The organism is Pseudomonas morbosilactucae (assembly GCF_023241665.1).
Classification (GTDB): domain Bacteria; phylum Pseudomonadota; class Gammaproteobacteria; order Pseudomonadales; family Pseudomonadaceae; genus Aquipseudomonas; species Aquipseudomonas morbosilactucae.
On record NZ_JALQCX010000055.1, the window covers coordinates 22699 to 39122 of the forward strand.

The window sequence follows — 16424 nt, forward strand, 5'->3', positions numbered from 1 at the left end:
CTGCCTAACCGGTTACTGCCCTGAAGAGGTCCCATGCCCAACCGCCCGGTTCTTGACGCCACCACCACCCGCTGGCTGCCGTGGGTGGTGGCAATCGCCTTTTTCATGCAGTCCCTGGACGGCACCATCCTCAACACCGCGCTGCCAGCCATGGCCCGGGACCTGGCGGAAAACCCGCTGCGCATGCAGGGCGTGATCATTGCCTACATGCTCACCGTGGCCCTGCTGATTCCAGCCTCGGGCTGGATCGCTGATCGCTTCGGCACCAAGCGCATCTTCTTTGGCGCGATCTTGCTGTTCAGCATCGGTTCGCTGCTCTGCGCCCTGTCCAACTCCCTGAGCCTGTTGATCGGCGCCCGGGTGATCCAGGGCCTGGGCGGTGCGCTGATGCTGCCGGTGGGGCGATTGGTGGTGCTGCGTGCCTACCCGCGCTCCGAGCTGGTACGGATCATGGGCTTCATTACCATCCCCGGCTTGCTCGGGCCGCTGCTGGGCCCGACCCTGGGCGGCTGGATGGTGGAGTACCTGAGCTGGCACTGGATCTTCCTGATCAACCTGCCGGTGGGCGCTATTGGTTGCTACGCGGTGTGGCGCTTCATTCCGGACCTGCGCGGCAGTGAACGCACGCGTTTCGACGGCCCGGGCTTCTTGCTGTTCGGCGCGGCGATGGTGCTCATCACCATCGCCATGGAGGGCCTGGGTGAACTGCACCTGCCCCATCTGCGGGTGATGTTGCTGCTGTTCGGCGGCCTGGCGTGCCTGGCGGCGTACTGGCTGCGGGCGGTGCACATCGACAACCCATTGTTCGCCCCGTCGCTGTTCAAGGTACGGACCTTTGCCGTGGGCATTCTCGGCAACCTGTTCGCTCGCTTGGGCAGCGGTGCCCTGCCGTTCCTGGTGCCGCTGCTGCTGCAAGTGGCGCTAGGATATTCGCCGTCCCAGGCAGGCATGAGCATGCTGCCCCTGGCGGCGGCGGCAATGCTGGCCAAGTCGGTGGCGCGGCCACTGATCGAGCGCCTGGGTTATCGCGTGGTGCTGACCGGCAACACCCTGGCCCTGGGTTTGATGCTGGCCTGCATGGGCCTGGTGAGTGAACAGACACCCTACCCGTTGCTGCTGGCCATGCTCGGACTACTGGGGGCGATCAACTCGCTGCAGTTCACGGCCATGAACACCGTGACCCTGATCGACCTCGACGACGCCTCCGCCAGCAGCGGCAACAGCCTGCTCTCGGTGGTCGCGCAACTGTCCCTGAGCCTGGGGGTGGCGTGTGCCGGTGCGCTGCTCGGCGGCTTTACCGCCGAGGTCGGCAACGACGGCGTGGAGACCGTGCTGGGGGCCTTTCAACTGACCTTCCTCACCGTGGGGATCATGGCCATGCTGGCGGCGGGTATCTTCCTCCAGCTCTCCCCCACCGACGGTCGCCGAGCCCGCAAAGTCGAAGAACACATCGAACACTAGCCACACTGTAGGAGCCGGCTTGAAAGCTTGAGGCTTGCAGCGCTGTTGAAACCGCCATCGCTGGCAAGCCAGCTCCTACGTGCGACATAGGCGTGGTGTCGGGTGGCTGCTCGTCCAGAATTTGCAGGTTGAGGGAGCGGGACTGATACACTGCGCGACATTTTGTTTTGCAGGCCCAGTCCCGTGACCACCATTGCCACCGCTTTTAATACTTTGCCCCTGTCAGCCGCCATGCTGGCTAACCTCGAATCACTCGGTTATGCCCAGATGACGCCGATCCAGGCGCAAAGCTTGCCGGTGATTCTCAAGGGCATGGACCTGATCGCCCAGGCCAAGACCGGCAGTGGCAAAACCGCCGCCTTCGGCATCGGCCTGCTGAACCCGATCAACCCGCGCTACTTCGGCTGCCAGGCTCTGGTGATCTGCCCAACCCGCGAGCTGGCCGATCAGGTGGCCAAGGAAATCCGTCGTCTGGCCCGGTCTGAAGACAACATCAAGGTCCTGACCCTGTGCGGCGGCGTGTCCTTCGGCCCGCAGATCGCTTCCCTGGAGCACGGCGCGCACATCATCGTCGGCACCCCGGGGCGTATCCAGCAACACCTGCGCAAGGGTTCGCTGGTGCTTGATGGCCTGAACACGCTGATCCTCGACGAAGCCGACCGCATGCTCGACATGGGTTTCTACGACGCTATCGAAGACATCATCGAGCAGACCCCATCGCGCCGGCAGACCCTGCTGTTCTCCGCCACATACCCAGTGGGCATCAAGCAACTAGCGTCGAAATTCATGCGTGATCCGCAGACGGTAAAAGCCGAAGCGTTCCACGACGACACGCAGATCGAACAGCGTTTCTACGAGATTTCCCCGGAAGAACGCATGAGCGCAGTGACCAAGGTCCTGCACCACTTCCGCCCGGCTTCCTGCGTCGCTTTCTGCTTCACCAAGCAGCAAGTACAGGAAACTGTCGATCACCTGACCTCCAAAGGCATTTCCGCCGTCGGCCTGCACGGCGATCTGGAACAGCGTGACCGCGACCAAGTGCTGGCGATGTTCGCCAACCGCAGCACTTCGGTACTGGTCGCCACCGACGTGGCCGCCCGTGGCCTGGACATCGATGCGCTGGACATGGTGATCAACGTCGAGCTGGCCCGCGATTCGGAAATCCACATTCACCGCGTTGGCCGTACCGGTCGCGCTGGCGAAAAAGGTATCGCGGTCAGCCTCGTCGCACCGTCCGAAGCCCATCGCGCGCAAGCCATCGAACAGCTGCAGAAAGCCCCGCTGAACTGGGATCAGGTCGACAACCTCAAGTCCCAGGGCGGCGCCCCGCTGCAGCCACCGATGAGCACGCTGTGCATCGCTGGCGGGCGCAAGGACAAAGTGCGTCCGGGCGATATTCTCGGTGCACTGACTGGCGACGCCGGCATCCCGGGCGCCCAGGTCGGCAAAATTGCGATCTTCGACTTCCAGTCGTATGTGGCGGTTGAACGCACCGTGGTCATGCAGGCGCTGCAGCGTTTGAACAACGGCAAGATCAAGGGCCGTTCGCTGCGCGTGCGTGTTTTGTAACTGATCTTCCATCCAAAGGAGATCCCCTGTGGGAGCGAGCCGGCTCGCTCCCACAGTTTGTTTTGTCGCGCCCCACCAAGAGGACACCGTTTTGCGTTCTACCGAAGTCGTGATCATTGGCGCTGGCGCCGCAGGCTTGATGTGCGCGCTGACTGCGGCCGGCCGAGGACGCCAGGTGCTATTGCTGGACCACGCCAACAAGGCCGGCAAGAAGATCCTCATGTCCGGCGGCGGCCGCTGCAACTTCACCAACATGTACACCGAGCCGGCCAACTTCCTCTCGCACAACTCGCACTTCTGCAAGTCGGCGCTGGCCCGCTACACCCAGTGGGACTTCATCGGCCTGGTGGCCAAGCACGGCGTGCCTTACCACGAGAAGAAGCTCGGCCAACTGTTCTGCGATAACAAGTCCAGCGACATCCTCGGCATGCTGCTCGACGAGTGCGACCAGGTCGGCGTCGAGCTGCAACTGGATACCTCGATCCAGCAGATCGAGAAGCTGGAGTCTGGCTACCTGCTGCAAACCACCCTCGGCCAGGTGCAGTGCCAGTCCCTGGTGATCGCCACCGGCGGCCTGTCGATCCCGACCCTGGGCGCCACCGGCTTCGGTTATCAGGTGGCCAAGCAGTTCGGCCATGAGTTGCTGCCGACCCGTGCCGGCCTGGTGCCGTTCACCATCACCGACCAGCTCAAGGAATTGTGTGGCGAGCTGTCGGGCACCTCGGTGGACTGCCTGGTGAGCTGTAACGAGCAGAGTTTCCGCGAGAACATCCTGTTCACCCACCGTGGCCTCAGCGGCCCGGCGATCCTGCAGATTTCTTCCTACTGGCAGCCGGGCGACAGCATCGAGATCAACCTGCTGCCCGACCATGACGCCCACGGCTGGCTGCAACAGCAGCAGGCCGAACGGCCCAACAGCGAACTGAAAACCCTGCTTGGGGAAATCTTCACCAAGAAGATGGCCAACTTGCTGGCGGACAACTGGTTCGCCTCCAAGCCAATGAAGCAGTACACCCACGCCGAAATCGCCGAGATCGCCGACAAGCTGGGGCGCTGGACCTTGATCCCTGCGGGCACCGAGGGCTACCGCACCGCCGAAGTGACCCTGGGCGGGGTGGACACGCGGGAAGTTTCGTCCAAGACCATGGAATCCCTGAAAAGCCCGGGGCTGTATTTTGTCGGCGAAGTGCTGGACGTGACCGGGCATCTGGGCGGCTTCAATTTCCAATGGGCCTGGGCCTCGGGCTACGCCGCCGCGCAATACGTGTAAAAGGGTTCGATCAAGGAACAAATTTTGCTGGAGAAGGTGACGGCGCCATTGCATCGCCGTCATAACTCCCTCAATTTAGATCAATCGCTTAGCCGCAGGCCTCTTCCCTTCCATGGCATCGACCTCCTTTCATCAGTCTCTGCGCCGCCTCTGGGCGCTGGATAAATTCAGCTACAGCGTGCGGGTCTTCATCGCCCTGACGGGCAGCATGGCCCTGTGTTGGTACCAGGATGAAATGGCCCTGCTGATCCCGCTGTTCCTGGGAATCATCGCCAGCGCCCTGGCCGAGACCGACGACAGTTGGCAGGGCCGCCTCAATGCCCTGGCCGTGACCCTGGTGTGCTTCAGCGTCGCCGCCCTGTCCGTGGAACTGCTGTTCCCCTACCCGTGGATTTTCGTCATCGCCCTGGCCCTGGCCAGTTTCGGCCTGACCATGCTCGGTGCCCTGGGTGAACGCTACGGCGCCATCGCCTCGGCAACCCTGATCCTCTCGGTCTACACCATGATCGGTGTGGACCAGCGCGGCGGCGCGGTGATCGACTTCTGGCACGAGCCGGTGCTGCTGGTGGCCGGCGCCGCGTGGTATGGCCTGCTCTCCGTACTGTGGCAGGCACTGTTTTCCAATCAGCCGGTGCAGCAGAGCCTGGCCCGGCTGTTCCGTGAGCTGGGTTTCTACCTCAAGCTCAAGTCATCCCTGTTCGAACCGATCCGGCAGCTGGATGTGGAAGCCCGGCGCCTGGAGCTGGCCCAGCAAAACGGCAAGGTGGTGGCGGCCCTCAACGCCGCCAAGGAAATCATCCTGCACCGGGTGGGCAATGGCCGGCCGGGGTCGAAAGTCAGCCGCTACCTGAAGCTGTACTTCCTTGCCCAGGACATCCACGAGCGTGCCAGTTCATCCCACTACCCCTATAACGCCCTGACCGACGCGTTCTTCCACAGCGACGTGCTGTTCCGCTGCCAGCGCTTGTTGCGCCAGCAGGGCAAGGCCTGTCGCGCCCTGGCGGAATCCATCCAACTGCGCCAGCCGTTCGTCTATGACGCCAGCTTTGCCGAAGCCCTGGGTGACCTGCACGCGTCCCTGGAACACTTGCGGATCCAGAGCAACCCGGCCTGGCGCGGACTGCTGCGCTCCCTGCGTGCGCTGGCAGCCAACCTCGGCACCCTCGACCGCCTGCTCAGCGACGCCAGCAACCCCGATGCCCTGGCCGACGCCACCGACAGCAGCCTGCTGGACCGTTCGCCGCGCAACTTCAAGGATGTCTGGACCCGCCTGCGCACCCAACTGACGCCGACCTCGCTGCTGTTCCGCCACGCCTTGCGCCTGCCGCTGGCGCTGACCATCGGCTATGGCATGGTGCACTTGATCCACCCGTCCCAGGGCTACTGGATCATTCTCACCACGCTGTTCGTCTGCCAGCCCAACTACGGTGCCACCCGGCGCAAGCTGGGCCAGCGGATCATCGGCACCGCCATCGGCCTGACCATCGCCTGGGCCCTGTTCGACCTGTTCCCCAGCCCGCTGGTGCAGTCGCTGTTCGCGATTGCCGCCGGCGTGGTGTTCTTTACCAACCGCACCACGCGCTACACCCTGGCCACCGCGGCGATCACCTTGATGGTGCTGTTCTGCTTCAACCAGGTAGGCGACGGTTACGGGCTGTTCCTGCCACGGCTGTTCGATACCTTGCTCGGCAGCCTGATCGCCGGCCTGGCGGTGTTCCTGTTCCTCCCGGACTGGCAGGGACGACGCCTGAACAAGGTGCTGGCCAATACCCTGAGCTGCAACAGCATCTACCTGCGGCAAATCATGCAGCAGTACGCCGCGGGCAAGAGCGACGACCTGGCTTACCGCCTGGCCCGACGCAACGCACACAACGCCGACGCGGCGCTGTCCACCACCCTGGCCAACATGCTCATGGAGCCGGGGCATTTCCGGAAGGAAGCCGACGTGGGTTTCCGCTTCCTGGTGCTGTCCCACACCTTGCTCAGCTACCTGTCGGGATTGGGCGCGCACCGGGAAACCCAGTTGCCGGGGGAAGTCCGGGAGCACCTGATCAATGGCGCCGGGGTCAGCCTGGCGGCGAGCATCGACGAAATCGCCCAGGGCCTGGCCAACAAGACCCCGATCGCCATCCAGAGCGATGCCGAGGAAGCCTTGGCTAACGAGCTGGAGCAGATGCCGGATGAAATCGACGAAGGTCAGCGCCTGGTGCAGACCCAGCTAGCGCTGATCTGCCGACAGCTGGGCCCGTTGCGGACCCTGGCGGCGCATTTGATTAAGGCAGCTTGAGAGCCGCGGCAGGTGCGGCAAGAACTGCGCGAACGGCTCTGGCTTGCCGCTTGCCGCTCAAAGCCTGCCACTCCCCCCTTACATCCCGTGCTGGCGCAGCAGGCGGTCGTAGCTGCCGTCGGCTTTCATGGCGGCGATCTCGCGGTCGAAGCCGGCGACGATCTGCGCATGCTTGGGGTTCTTCAGGCTCACCAGGATATGCAGGCTGTTTTCGCTCAAGGGCTTGGGCAGGAACTCCACTGCATTACGCACGCGCAATGACTCCCGGGCCAGGTAATAGCGGGCCACGTATTCATCTTCCACGGTCAACTTGACCCGGTCGGCCGCCAGCATGCGCACCGCCATGGCAAAGCTGTGCACCGGGACTTTCTGCAACTGCGGGTCGCCATCGAATTCGGGGGAATAGGCATAACCGCGCACCACCGCAATCGGGTATTCGTGCAATTGCTGCAGGTTGTTGTATTCGAGTGCCGTGTCCTTGCGCTTGATAAAGCGCACGCGGTTAAGCAGGTACTCCGCGGAAAACTGCCCCAACTGGGTGCGCGCTTCGTTGTACCAGGCATTCACCAGCACGTCGTAGCGCCCCTCACCCACCCCCAACAGGGCTCGCGCCCACGGTACCTGTTCGAACTCGCTGGCATAGCCGGCCCGGGCCAGGGCCGTGCTGACGATGTCCGTGGCCAACCCGCCATTGACCAGGGTCGCATCGGTGAACGGTGGCCAGGCATCCGCCACCAGACGCAGTTTTTCTCCATGAGCTTGCGGGCCCAGCAACAGCAATCCGATCAAAGCCAAAGCTCGATACCGTCGCAGCATGCTTAAAGATCCTTAGCGGGCGCAGAGCCCGGCGCGTTCCAGCCCACACGACACGGGCCCATGGCCCAATCCAGCAACAGCCAGGCGTTAACCTTAGCTCACCAACACCACCTCACTGGGCCTGGATGCAGATTACACAAAGAATCCAAAGCCCAGCGAGGGAAAGTAATGGCATTTTGACCTAACTCACGGATTGCTCGGCTCCGGCAAGACATCCGCAGGTCAGGCGCTTAGTATTCGTGCAGCTTTTTCAAGGGACATACACATGACAATCGAATGGGTCTGCAAACATCACACCGACTTGGGCAAAGAACAGCTCTACGCAGTGCTGCAGCTGCGTACGGAGGTCTTTGTGGTCGAACAGAAATGCCCCTACCAGGAAGTCGACGGCCAGGATCTGGAAGGCGACACCTGTCACCTGATGGCGTGGCAGGACGACCGGCTACTGGCTTATCTGCGCCTGCTGGACCCGACCTCCCAAGGGGGCGACGTGGTCATCGGCCGCGTGGTGATCGCGGCCGAGGCGCGGGGCCAAGGCCTTGGGCATGAACTGATGGAGCAGGCCCTGAAGCAGGCGGAAAAGCATTGGCCGCAGACGCCGATCTACCTTTCGGCGCAGGCACATTTGCAAGGCTATTACGGGCGCTACGGTTTCACCGTGGCCAGCGAACCCTACCTCGAAGATGGCATTCCCCATATCGGCATGCGCCGGGCCTGAGGCCCGGCTCCGGCCAGCGGCGAATCAGGGGTAGCCGAGCACACTCTTGATCTGCCGCAGATTGGGCTCGATCCAGCCTTTGTCGATCGCCCCCCAACTGTGGATACGGTAGCGCCCAGCATGATTGCGCCCGCCGTCCTGCTGCTCGAACTCGCAGAGGATGTCCAGATCGGCCAGGGCAGCGATGGTGTCCTGGGCCGTGCGCCGGGGCATGCCGGTGACTTCGGTCAAGGCCGGCACGTTGCTGGCCAGGCCGCTGTCGATCAAATAGGCCACGTACAAGCGGCGGTAAAAACTGCTCTTGGTCTTGCTGACATCCATCGCCTACTCCTTGCTTTGCAGGTCACGCCAGGTCAGATAAACCCGCAGGTCGAATTCCAGCTGGTGGTAGCCCGGCAGCATGTGCTCGCAGAGCTTGTAGAACGCTTTGTTGTGGTCGCTTTCCTTGAAGTGGGCCAATTCGTGCACCACGATCATGCGCAAGAATTCCGGCGCCGCCTCCTTGAACAACGACGCGATGCGGATCTCTTTCTTGGACTTGAGCTTGCCCCCCTGAACCCGCGACACCGTGGTGTGCAGACCCAAGGCGCGGTGGGTCAGGTCCAGGCGGTTGTCGAACAGCACCTTATCGATGGGCGGCGCGTTGCGCAGGTATTCCTGCTTCAGCTCCAAGGCGTAGCCGTACAGCGCCTTGTCGCTCTGCACCGAATGCCGTTCGGGGTAACGCTGGTTCAGGTAATCGCCCAAGCGCCCCTGGGCAATCAGCTGTTGAACTTGCTCTTGCAAGGCGGCCGGGTAGGCCTGGAGGTATTTCAGCGCGGTCATGGGGGCGGTAACGCAATCACGAAAGTGCGCCAGTGTAGCGAATTCAAGCCTGCAGCGCGCTCCAGTCAAAGGGCTGGGCAAAGCCACTGGCATCGCTGGCGATCAGGGGGCGGGCCACCAGGAAGCCCTGTACATACTCACAACCGTGGGCCTGCAGCCATTGGTACTGCTCAATGGTTTCCACCCCCTCGGCAATCACCAGCAGGCCGAACTCTTTACTCAGTTCGATGACGCTGCGGGCCACCGCCGCGTCCCGTGGCGAATCCAGCAGACGGGCGATCAAGTGCCGGTCGAGCTTGAGGGTGTCGAGCTCCAAATCCCGCAGATGCGCCAGGGAACAGTTGCCCGAACCGAAGTCGTCCAGGGCCACCCGCACCCCCAGCTCACGCAGCAAGCGCAGTTGCTTGCGGGTGTCGTCGAGGTTCTGGGTCAAGGCTTCTTCGGTGACCTCGACTTCCAACTGCTGGGGCTGCAACCCGTGCTGCTCCAGGACCTGCCTCAATTCCGCGACCAGGTTCGGCATGGCGAACTGGGTGGCACTGAGGCTGACCCCAAGCACCAGATCGCTGCTGAACACCGACTCCCAGGCCTGGCGCTGGGCAGCGCCCTGCTGATAGATCCAGCTACCCAGGCGGCTGATCAGTCGCGCCTCTTCCAGCAACGGCAGGAACAGCCCCGGCGGCACATCGCCCACACTCGGGTGACGCCAGCGCAGCAACGCCTCGAAGCCCCGCAGACGACCGTCGGCGACGGCCACCTGGGGTTGGTAGACCAGGTTGAATTCTTTGCGCTTCACCGCGCTGCGCACACTCTCTTCAAGCATCAACCGCGAGCGCGCGCGGCCGTTCATTTCCTGGTCGTAATAGCGGTACTGCTGGCGACCGGCGCGCTTGGCTTCGTACATGGCGATATCCGCCGCGCGCATCAGGCCCTCAAGGTTGGAGCCGCAATCCGGGTAGATGGCGATGCCGATGCTCATGCCCATGGTCACTTCCAGGCCATCCAGCTGCTGGCAGATCGAGACCCGTTCGATCAGGCGTTCGGCCACCTTCGCCGCCTGCTCGGGGAACTCCAGCTCCAGCAAGGCGGTGAACTCATCCCCGCCCATACGTGCCAGGACATCGAATGAATGCAGGCAATCCTTCAACTGCTCCGAGACCCAGCGCAGCACCCGATCACCGGCATCGTGCCCCAGGCAATCATTGATCCGCTTGAAACCGTCGAGGTCGAGGTAGAGCAGCACCAGGGACTTTTCCGAACGCTCGCTGCGCAACAGGATGCTTTCCACCGTCTGGTAGAAGCCCCGGCGGTTGAGCAAGCCGGTCAGAGGATCGGTGACCGCTTGATACTCCAACTGCTGGTGCAGGTGCCGCACCTCGGACATGTCCAGCAGGGTAACCACCATCGCCTGCTGCTCCTTGGGCAGCGCGGCACAAGACAACGCCACCGCGACCTGCTGCCCCGGCGCGGTACGCAACAGGGCGTCGTGCAGGCGATAGGTCTCGCCCTTGCGGTAGCTGGCGTACAACTCGGAATCGGCCCAGTTCGGCAGGTGGGGCTTTTGCAGGAAATCCAGGAAGGGCGCGCCTTGCAGCTCCTTGGCCTGGGCATTGAGCAAGCGCGAGACCGCCGGATTGGCGAAGCGGATCAACCCTTCTTCGTCCACCACCAGGATGCCCTCGGCGGCGTTGTTCAAGACCGAAGCGTTGAACGCCCGGGCCGCTTCCAGGTCATGGCTCAGGCGCTGCAGGGCCCGGCGATTGCGCTGATGCTCCAGCAGGGCCTGGACCTTGGGCTTGAGGATCTGCGGGTCGAAAGGTTTGAACAGGTAATCCACGGCACCGCTGGCGTAGCCCTTGATCACGGCGTCCTGGGACTGTTCGTTGGCGGTGAGGAAAATGATCGGGGTCAGGCGTGTACGCTGGCTGCCACGCATCAGACGCGCGACTTCAAAGCCGTCCATGCCGGGCATCTGCACATCCAGCAAGACCAGGTCGACTTCATGCCGCAGCAATAACTCCAGGGCTTCGATACCCGACACAGCCGTCATGACTTGCCAGTCCTGGCGCTGCAGCAGGGCACGCATGCTGATGAGGTTTTCCGGGTAATCGTCGACGATCAAAAGAACTGAGCTGCCGTCATTGGGCGTCGGTTGCACGCATTCCATGCTGCTTCTCTTGTCTGTATGAGGGCTCTGGTGGGGATAACCGCACGAAAACTGAGTCTTCACTCTAGACCCGGATCCAGAAAAGCAGAAGCTGTCATGAAGCCATCATTTAGCCAAAGTCCATGGCTCCCGACTAACGGTCAGTCCGCAAGCCCAACAAATACAGCGAAGGTGGCTTTTTGACATTTGCTTGACGTCAAGCGTCCGCCGTACGGCGCTCGCCAAGGCTTGCATCTACGTTATAAAGGCGCCTTCAAATGCTCAGACTAGAGCCTTCGCCGACCCGTAATTGTGGAAGCTGTAACTATGATCGACCTGGCAACCTGGAACCTCAGCGTTCCCGTCGGCTCCCCGCCGGCCACCATCGACACCCCAAAACTGGTCAGCGGCTTCAAGAATCAATATTTCCATTCCAACACCGGCACTCTGTTCTTTTGGTCACCGGTCACCGGTTCAAAAACAGAGAACGCCATCTATCCGCGCACCGAATTGCGGGAAACCTACTCCAACGGCACCCTGCGCAACTGGACCTACCCCGAAGCCGACAACCTGCTGTACGCCACCCTCGCGGTCAACAAGGTGCCGTCATCGGGCAAGATCGTCATCGGCCAGATTCATGCCTACAACAGCACCAAGCCGCTGGTGAAGGTGGAGTACCAGTACAAAACCAGCAAAGCCGCCGGCAACATCGTAGTAAAGGTGCGCCTGCGCCCGGACGATGCCGAGGGTCGGGTGATCACCATCGCCGAGAACGTGAAACTGGATCGGGATTTCTCCTACCTGATCCACCTGAGCCCCGGCGGCGCCTTGAGCGTCAGCGCCGCTGGCAATCAGTGGGATACCAAGATCAGCGCCACCTGGCGTAACAAGCCGCTGTATTTCAAGGCCGGCGTGTATGTCCAGGACAACGAGGGCAAGACCAGCGAAGGCGGTCAAGTGACCTTCAGCAAGCTGGACATCGACCACAACAAAACCTGACGTCTGTTGCAGGAGCCGGCTTGCCGGCGAATCGCCCTCCCCCGACACACAATCCACAGGCACAAAAAAGCCCGCATCGCTGCGGGCTTTTTCATTCAACGCTAGGGCTTAGTTGACCTTGGCGTTCAGCTCACCCTTGAGGTAACGCTGGAACATCGCTTCCAGGGAGATCGGTTTGATCTTCGAAGCGTTGCCTGCGGTACCGAAGGCTTCGTAACGGGCGATGCACACGTCACGCATGGCCGTCACGGTGGCACCGAAGAACTTGCGCGGGTCGAACTCGCTCGGGTTGGTGGCCATCAGGCGGCGCATGGCACCGGTGGACGCCAGGCGCAGGTCGGTGTCGATGTTGACCTTACGCACGCCGTACTTGATGCCTTCAACGATTTCTTCAACCGGCACGCCGTAGGTTTCTTTGATGTCGCCGCCGTACTGGTTGATGATCGCCAGCCACTCTTGTGGAACCGACGAAGAGCCGTGCATCACCAGGTGAGTGTTAGGGATGCGCTTGTGGATTTCCTTGATGCGGTCGATGGCCAGCACGTCGCCGGTAGGCGGCTTGGTGAACTTGTAAGCACCGTGGCTGGTACCGATGGCGATAGCCAGGGCGTCGACCTGGGTCTTCTTGACGAAGTCCGCAGCCTCTTCCGGGTCGGTCAGCATCTGGCTGTGGTCGAGCACGCCTTCAGCGCCAATGCCGTCTTCTTCACCGGCCATGCCGGTTTCCAGGGAACCCAGGCAGCCCAGCTCGCCTTCAACCGACACGCCGCAGGCGTGGGCCATGGCTACGGTCTGTTGGGTGACGCGCACGTTGTATTCGTAATCGGTTGGGGTCTTGCCGTCTTCGCCCAGGGAGCCGTCCATCATGACCGAGGAGAAGCCCAGCTGGATCGAGCGCTGGCAAACGTCAGGGCTGGTGCCGTGGTCCTGGTGCATGCACACCGGGATATGCGGGAATTCTTCGATGGCGGCCAGGATCAGGTGACGCAGGAACGGGGCACCGGCGTATTTGCGAGCACCGGCGGAAGCCTGGACGATCACCGGGGAGTCAGTCTTGTCAGCCGCTTCCATGATGGCGCGCATCTGCTCAAGGTTGTTGACGTTGAAAGCTGGAACGCCGTAGCCGAATTCGGCTGCGTGGTCCAACATCTGGCGCATGCTGATGAGTGCCATTGTGTGTGTCTCTCCCGGTCGAGGGTCGTTAATCGTGCAAGCCTGCCGGAGCGGCGGCTGCTATTCAAGTGATTGCGGATCGGGGGTCAGCCCGCTCCGTTTGATTCGGTAAAGCTCATTCCATACAGCCTTGTAGGAGCCGACTTACCGGCGAAAGGACCACTAGGCCTCTACAGGTCCCTGAAGCCGCTTTCACTGGCCAACCAGTTCCTACGGGGCTTTGCAGCCGCGGCCGATCAAATCGTTGGTGGCGACCCAGTAAACCAGGCCTTCATCACCCTTTATGTGAAACGCCAGCATGTCATCGCTGTACAACGAACCCGATGCACCCGGCTCCAGCTTCAAGCGACGCACCTGATCGGCACCACCCAGACGCACCTCGACTTCTTCGCGACGGCTATCGGTGTAGCGCCACACCACTTGTGCCTGGCTATCGCACACCCAGGTGGTCCAAGGGTCGGTCGGTGACGACTGGAACAGGTTCAGGTTGGCGCAACCTGCAAGCAAACCCAGCATCGCCAGGGCGATCAAGCCTTTCATCGGTGTTCCTCGGTCGACGGCACGCGGCCGTCGACACTGCGCGTTATCGAATCTGACCCGTCAAGGGCAACCCTGTTCCCGAGCCTTTGACGGTGTCTCGTATTTGTCCAGGCCATCGGGGCCCAGACGCTTGTTGATCACCGGAGCGGTCTCGGCCTGCCAATCAGCCTGGTAGCAGCCCTCCTCCGGCGGCTTTGCCTCGGCGTCCGGGCCAACTTGCGGGGCACTGCTGCATCCCGCCAATAGCGCCGCAACGATCAGCAACGGCAATGTCGTCTTGACCATATGAACACTCCTTTGCCTGGCCAACGGGTCCGTCAGGCCTTGGCCCGCGCTTCCAGAACTTCAACCGCCGGCAGCACCTTGCCTTCGACGAATTCCAGGAACGCGCCACCACCGGTGGAAATGTAGGAGATCTGCTGGGCAACGCCATATTTGTCGATGGCTGCCAGGGTGTCGCCGCCGCCAGCGATGGAGAACGCCGCGCTGTCAGCAATAGCCTGGGCCAGGACCTTGGTGCCGTTGCCGAACTGGTCGAATTCAAACACGCCGACCGGGCCGTTCCAGAGGATGGTCTTGGAGGTCTTCAGCAGTTCAGCGAAGTGCGCGGCGGTCTGCGGGCCGATGTCCAGGATCATGTCGTCAGCCGCGACGTCAGCGATCAGCTTGACGGTGGCTTCGGCGCTTTCAGCGAATTCCTTGGCCACGACCACGTCCACCGGCAGCGGCACGCTGACCTTGGCAGCGATGGCGCGGGCGGTGTCCAGCAGGTCCGGCTCGTACAGCGACTTGCCCACCGGGTGGCCGGCAGCGGCCAGGAAGGTGTTGGCAATACCGCCGCCGACGATCAGTTGGTCGCAGATCTGGCTCAGGCTGTTGAGTACGTCGAGCTTGGTGGACACCTTGGAACCGGCGACGATTGCCGCCATTGGCTGGGCCGGAGCGCCGAGGGCCTTGCCCAGTGCGTCCAGTTCAGCAGCCAGCAATGGGCCGGCCGCCGCGACCTTGGCGAACTTGGCCACGCCGTGGGTCGAACCCTCGGCACGGTGGGCGGTGCCGAAGGCGTCCATCACGAACACGTCGCACAGCGCTGCGTATTGCTGGGCCAGTTCGTCGGCGTTCTTTTTCTCGCCCTTGTTGAAGCGCACGTTTTCGAACAGCACGATGTCGCCGCCTTGACGTCAACGCCGCCCAGGTAATCGGACACCAGCGGCACGTCGCGGCCCAGGGCCTTGCTCAGGTAAGCGGCGACAGGCGCCAGGCTGTTCTCGGCCGAGAACTCGCCTTCGGTCGGACGGCCAAGGTGCGAGCAGACCATCACGGCCGCACCTTTTTCCAGGGCCAGCTTGATGGTCGGCAGCGAAGCCAGGATTCGCGCATCGCTGGTGACAACACCGTCCTTGACTGGGACGTTGAGGTCTTCGCGGATCAGTACGCGCTTACCTTGCAGATCGAGGTCGGTCATCTTCAACACGGTCATGGGTCGCAATTCCTGGGTTACTGAATTTTAGAGACTGGGAGTGGAGCAGCGGCATGCAGATAGTGCTCTGCAACATCCAGCATTCGGTTGGCAAACCCCCATTCGTTGTCGAACCAAGCCAGGATGTTCACCAGCCGAGGGCCGGAAACACGGGTCTGACTGGCATCGACGATCGCCGAATGTGGGTCATGGTTGAAATCACAGCTGGCGTGGGGCAACTCGGTGTACGCCAACAAGCCCTTGAGCGGGCCGCTGGTAGCGGCCTCGCGCAGGATCCGGTTGACCTCGCCGGCGTCGGTATCGCTCACGGTCTGCATCGTGATGTCGAGGCACGACACGTTGACCGTCGGCACGCGCACAGCTTTGGCCTGAATTCGCCCGGCAAGTTCCGGCAACAGCCGTTCGATACCGCGCGCCAGACCGGTGGACACCGGAATCACCGACTGGAATGCCGAACGGGTGCGGCGCAGGTCTTCGTGGTGATAGGCGTCAATCACCGGCTGATCGTTCATGGCCGAGTGAATCGTCGTGATCGACACGTATTCCAGGCCAATGGCCTGGTCCAGCAGGCGCAACAACGGCACGCCGCAGTTGGTGGTGCAGGACGCGTTGGACACCAGCAGCTCGGCGCCGGTCAGGCAATCCTGGTTCACCCCGTAGACGATGGTGGCGTCGACATCCGCCTCGCTGGCCATCGGCTGGGAGAACAGCACGCGCGGCGCGCCGGCGTCGAGGAAACGCTGGCCGTCTTCGCGGGTGTTGTAGGCACCGGAGCATTCCAGCACCAGATCGACGCCCAGGGACGCCCAATCGATGCCTTCGGGGGTGGCACTGCGCAGGACCTTCACGCAGTTGCCATTGATATGCAGACAATCGCCATCGACCTTCACCTCACCGGGAAACCGCCCGTGAGTGGAGTCGAAGCGTGTCAGGTACTCGATGCTGGCCAGGTCAGCCAGATCGTTGATGGCGACAATCTCGAACCCGGCCGCAGCCCCCCGCTCGAACAGAGCACGCAAGACGCAACGACCAATCCGGCCGTAGCCGTTGAGTGCAACTTTGTAGGGACGCGGTTGAGGCATGGGGTTCTCGATCAGGCACAGGCAGACGAACTTGTTATATGCACCCCCAATTTGTAGG

14 protein-coding genes and 1 pseudogene are annotated in these 16424 nt (G+C 62.3%); 6 read left to right on the top strand and 9 right to left on the bottom strand.

The window, feature by feature from the left end; all coding sequences use genetic code 11:
- Window positions 1–33 precede the first annotated feature (33 nt).
- The 4 genes from mdtD to yccS all read left to right on the top strand — a co-directional run bounded on the left by mdtD (window position 34) and on the right by yccS (window position 6587).
- Window positions 34–1461, top strand: coding sequence for a multidrug transporter subunit MdtD (gene mdtD, locus M1B35_RS25980; protein ID WP_123327566.1), 1428 nt, complete (start codon window positions 34–36; stop codon window positions 1459–1461).
- A gap of 231 nt (window positions 1462–1692) precedes the next feature.
- Window positions 1693–3030 (top strand): ATP-dependent RNA helicase DbpA, encoded by a 1338-nt coding sequence (dbpA, locus tag M1B35_RS25985; protein ID WP_259740332.1) that lies wholly within the window; start codon window positions 1693–1695, stop codon window positions 3028–3030.
- 91 nt (window positions 3031–3121) lie between these two features.
- Complete coding sequence (locus M1B35_RS25990; protein ID WP_268263475.1) at window positions 3122–4300, top strand: BaiN/RdsA family NAD(P)/FAD-dependent oxidoreductase; 1179 nt, start codon at window positions 3122–3124, stop codon at window positions 4298–4300.
- A gap of 112 nt (window positions 4301–4412) precedes the next feature.
- Complete coding sequence (gene yccS / locus M1B35_RS25995) at window positions 4413–6587, top strand: YccS family putative transporter (RefSeq protein ID WP_123327569.1); 2175 nt, start codon at window positions 4413–4415, stop codon at window positions 6585–6587.
- Between the two features lie 78 nt (window positions 6588–6665).
- Here the strand turns inward: yccS and M1B35_RS26000 are convergent, their stop codons facing one another.
- A complete protein-coding gene (locus tag M1B35_RS26000) occupies window positions 6666–7403 on the bottom strand; it encodes a substrate-binding periplasmic protein (RefSeq protein ID WP_268263476.1) in 738 nt (245 codons plus the stop codon).
- A gap of 265 nt (window positions 7404–7668) precedes the next feature.
- Between M1B35_RS26000 and M1B35_RS26005 the strand changes: the two genes are divergently transcribed.
- Entirely contained in the window at window positions 7669–8121 is a 453-nt protein-coding gene (locus M1B35_RS26005) for a GNAT family N-acetyltransferase (protein ID WP_123327571.1), read from the top strand.
- Window positions 8122–8145: 24 nt separating this feature from the next.
- Here the strand turns inward: M1B35_RS26005 and M1B35_RS26010 are convergent, their stop codons facing one another.
- From M1B35_RS26010 to M1B35_RS26020, 3 genes are read right to left on the bottom strand one after another with little or no spacing between them, the layout of a single operon-like run.
- Entirely contained in the window at window positions 8146–8442 is a 297-nt protein-coding gene (locus M1B35_RS26010; RefSeq protein WP_123327572.1) for a winged helix-turn-helix domain-containing protein, read from the bottom strand.
- A 3-nt stretch (window positions 8443–8445) separates the two neighbouring features.
- A complete protein-coding gene (locus M1B35_RS26015; protein ID WP_268263477.1) occupies window positions 8446–8946 on the bottom strand; it encodes a M48 metallopeptidase family protein in 501 nt (166 codons plus the stop codon).
- Between the two features lie 43 nt (window positions 8947–8989).
- A complete protein-coding gene (locus M1B35_RS26020) occupies window positions 8990–11113 on the bottom strand; it encodes a putative bifunctional diguanylate cyclase/phosphodiesterase (protein WP_268263478.1) in 2124 nt (707 codons plus the stop codon).
- A gap of 306 nt (window positions 11114–11419) precedes the next feature.
- Here M1B35_RS26020 and M1B35_RS26025 point away from each other — a divergent pair, with 306 nt between their 5' ends.
- Complete coding sequence (locus tag M1B35_RS26025) at window positions 11420–12091, top strand: polysaccharide lyase family 7 protein (RefSeq protein WP_123327575.1); 672 nt, start codon at window positions 11420–11422, stop codon at window positions 12089–12091.
- 108 nt (window positions 12092–12199) lie between these two features.
- On the opposite strand, the gene fba is transcribed toward M1B35_RS26025, so the two are convergent.
- The 5 genes and pseudogenes from fba to epd all read right to left on the bottom strand — a co-directional run bounded on the left by fba (window position 12200) and on the right by epd (window position 16366).
- Entirely contained in the window at window positions 12200–13264 is a 1065-nt protein-coding gene (gene fba, locus M1B35_RS26030) for a class II fructose-bisphosphate aldolase (protein ID WP_003229012.1), read from the bottom strand.
- A gap of 210 nt (window positions 13265–13474) precedes the next feature.
- Window positions 13475–13804: an MliC family protein gene (locus M1B35_RS26035; RefSeq protein ID WP_268263479.1), complete on the bottom strand. Its 330-nt coding sequence runs from the start codon at window positions 13802–13804 to the stop codon at window positions 13475–13477.
- 60 nt (window positions 13805–13864) lie between these two features.
- Window positions 13865–14089, bottom strand: coding sequence for a hypothetical protein (locus tag M1B35_RS26040; protein WP_268263480.1), 225 nt, complete (start codon window positions 14087–14089; stop codon window positions 13865–13867).
- 32 nt (window positions 14090–14121) lie between these two features.
- Window positions 14122–15284 (bottom strand): annotated as a pseudogene (locus tag M1B35_RS26045) (phosphoglycerate kinase).
- A gap of 17 nt (window positions 15285–15301) precedes the next feature.
- The gene (gene epd / locus M1B35_RS26050) at window positions 15302–16366 is read right to left on the bottom strand and encodes an erythrose-4-phosphate dehydrogenase (protein ID WP_123327579.1); all 1065 of its coding nucleotides are present in this window, start codon (window positions 16364–16366) and stop codon (window positions 15302–15304) included.
- Window positions 16367–16424 lie beyond the last annotated feature (58 nt).

Coding starts and splice junctions, on each gene's coding strand:
- mdtD (WP_123327566.1), top strand. CDS start 34: ATGCCCAACCGCCCGGTTCTTGACGCCACCACCACCCGCTGGCTGCCG.
- dbpA (WP_259740332.1), top strand. CDS start 1,693: ATGCTGGCTAACCTCGAATCACTCGGTTATGCCCAGATGACGCCGATC.
- yccS (WP_123327569.1), top strand. CDS start 4,413: ATGGCATCGACCTCCTTTCATCAGTCTCTGCGCCGCCTCTGGGCGCTG.
- M1B35_RS26000 (WP_268263476.1), bottom strand. CDS start 7,403: ATGCTGCGACGGTATCGAGCTTTGGCTTTGATCGGATTGCTGTTGCTG.
- M1B35_RS26005 (WP_123327571.1), top strand. CDS start 7,669: ATGACAATCGAATGGGTCTGCAAACATCACACCGACTTGGGCAAAGAA.
- M1B35_RS26010 (WP_123327572.1), bottom strand. CDS start 8,442: ATGGATGTCAGCAAGACCAAGAGCAGTTTTTACCGCCGCTTGTACGTG.
- M1B35_RS26015 (WP_268263477.1), bottom strand. CDS start 8,946: ATGACCGCGCTGAAATACCTCCAGGCCTACCCGGCCGCCTTGCAAGAG.
- M1B35_RS26020 (WP_268263478.1), bottom strand. CDS start 11,113: ATGGAATGCGTGCAACCGACGCCCAATGACGGCAGCTCAGTTCTTTTG.
- M1B35_RS26025 (WP_123327575.1), top strand. CDS start 11,420: ATGATCGACCTGGCAACCTGGAACCTCAGCGTTCCCGTCGGCTCCCCG.
- fba (WP_003229012.1), bottom strand. CDS start 13,264: ATGGCACTCATCAGCATGCGCCAGATGTTGGACCACGCAGCCGAATTC.
- M1B35_RS26035 (WP_268263479.1), bottom strand. CDS start 13,804: ATGAAAGGCTTGATCGCCCTGGCGATGCTGGGTTTGCTTGCAGGTTGC.
- M1B35_RS26040 (WP_268263480.1), bottom strand. CDS start 14,089: ATGGTCAAGACGACATTGCCGTTGCTGATCGTTGCGGCGCTATTGGCG.
- epd (WP_123327579.1), bottom strand. CDS start 16,366: ATGCCTCAACCGCGTCCCTACAAAGTTGCACTCAACGGCTACGGCCGG.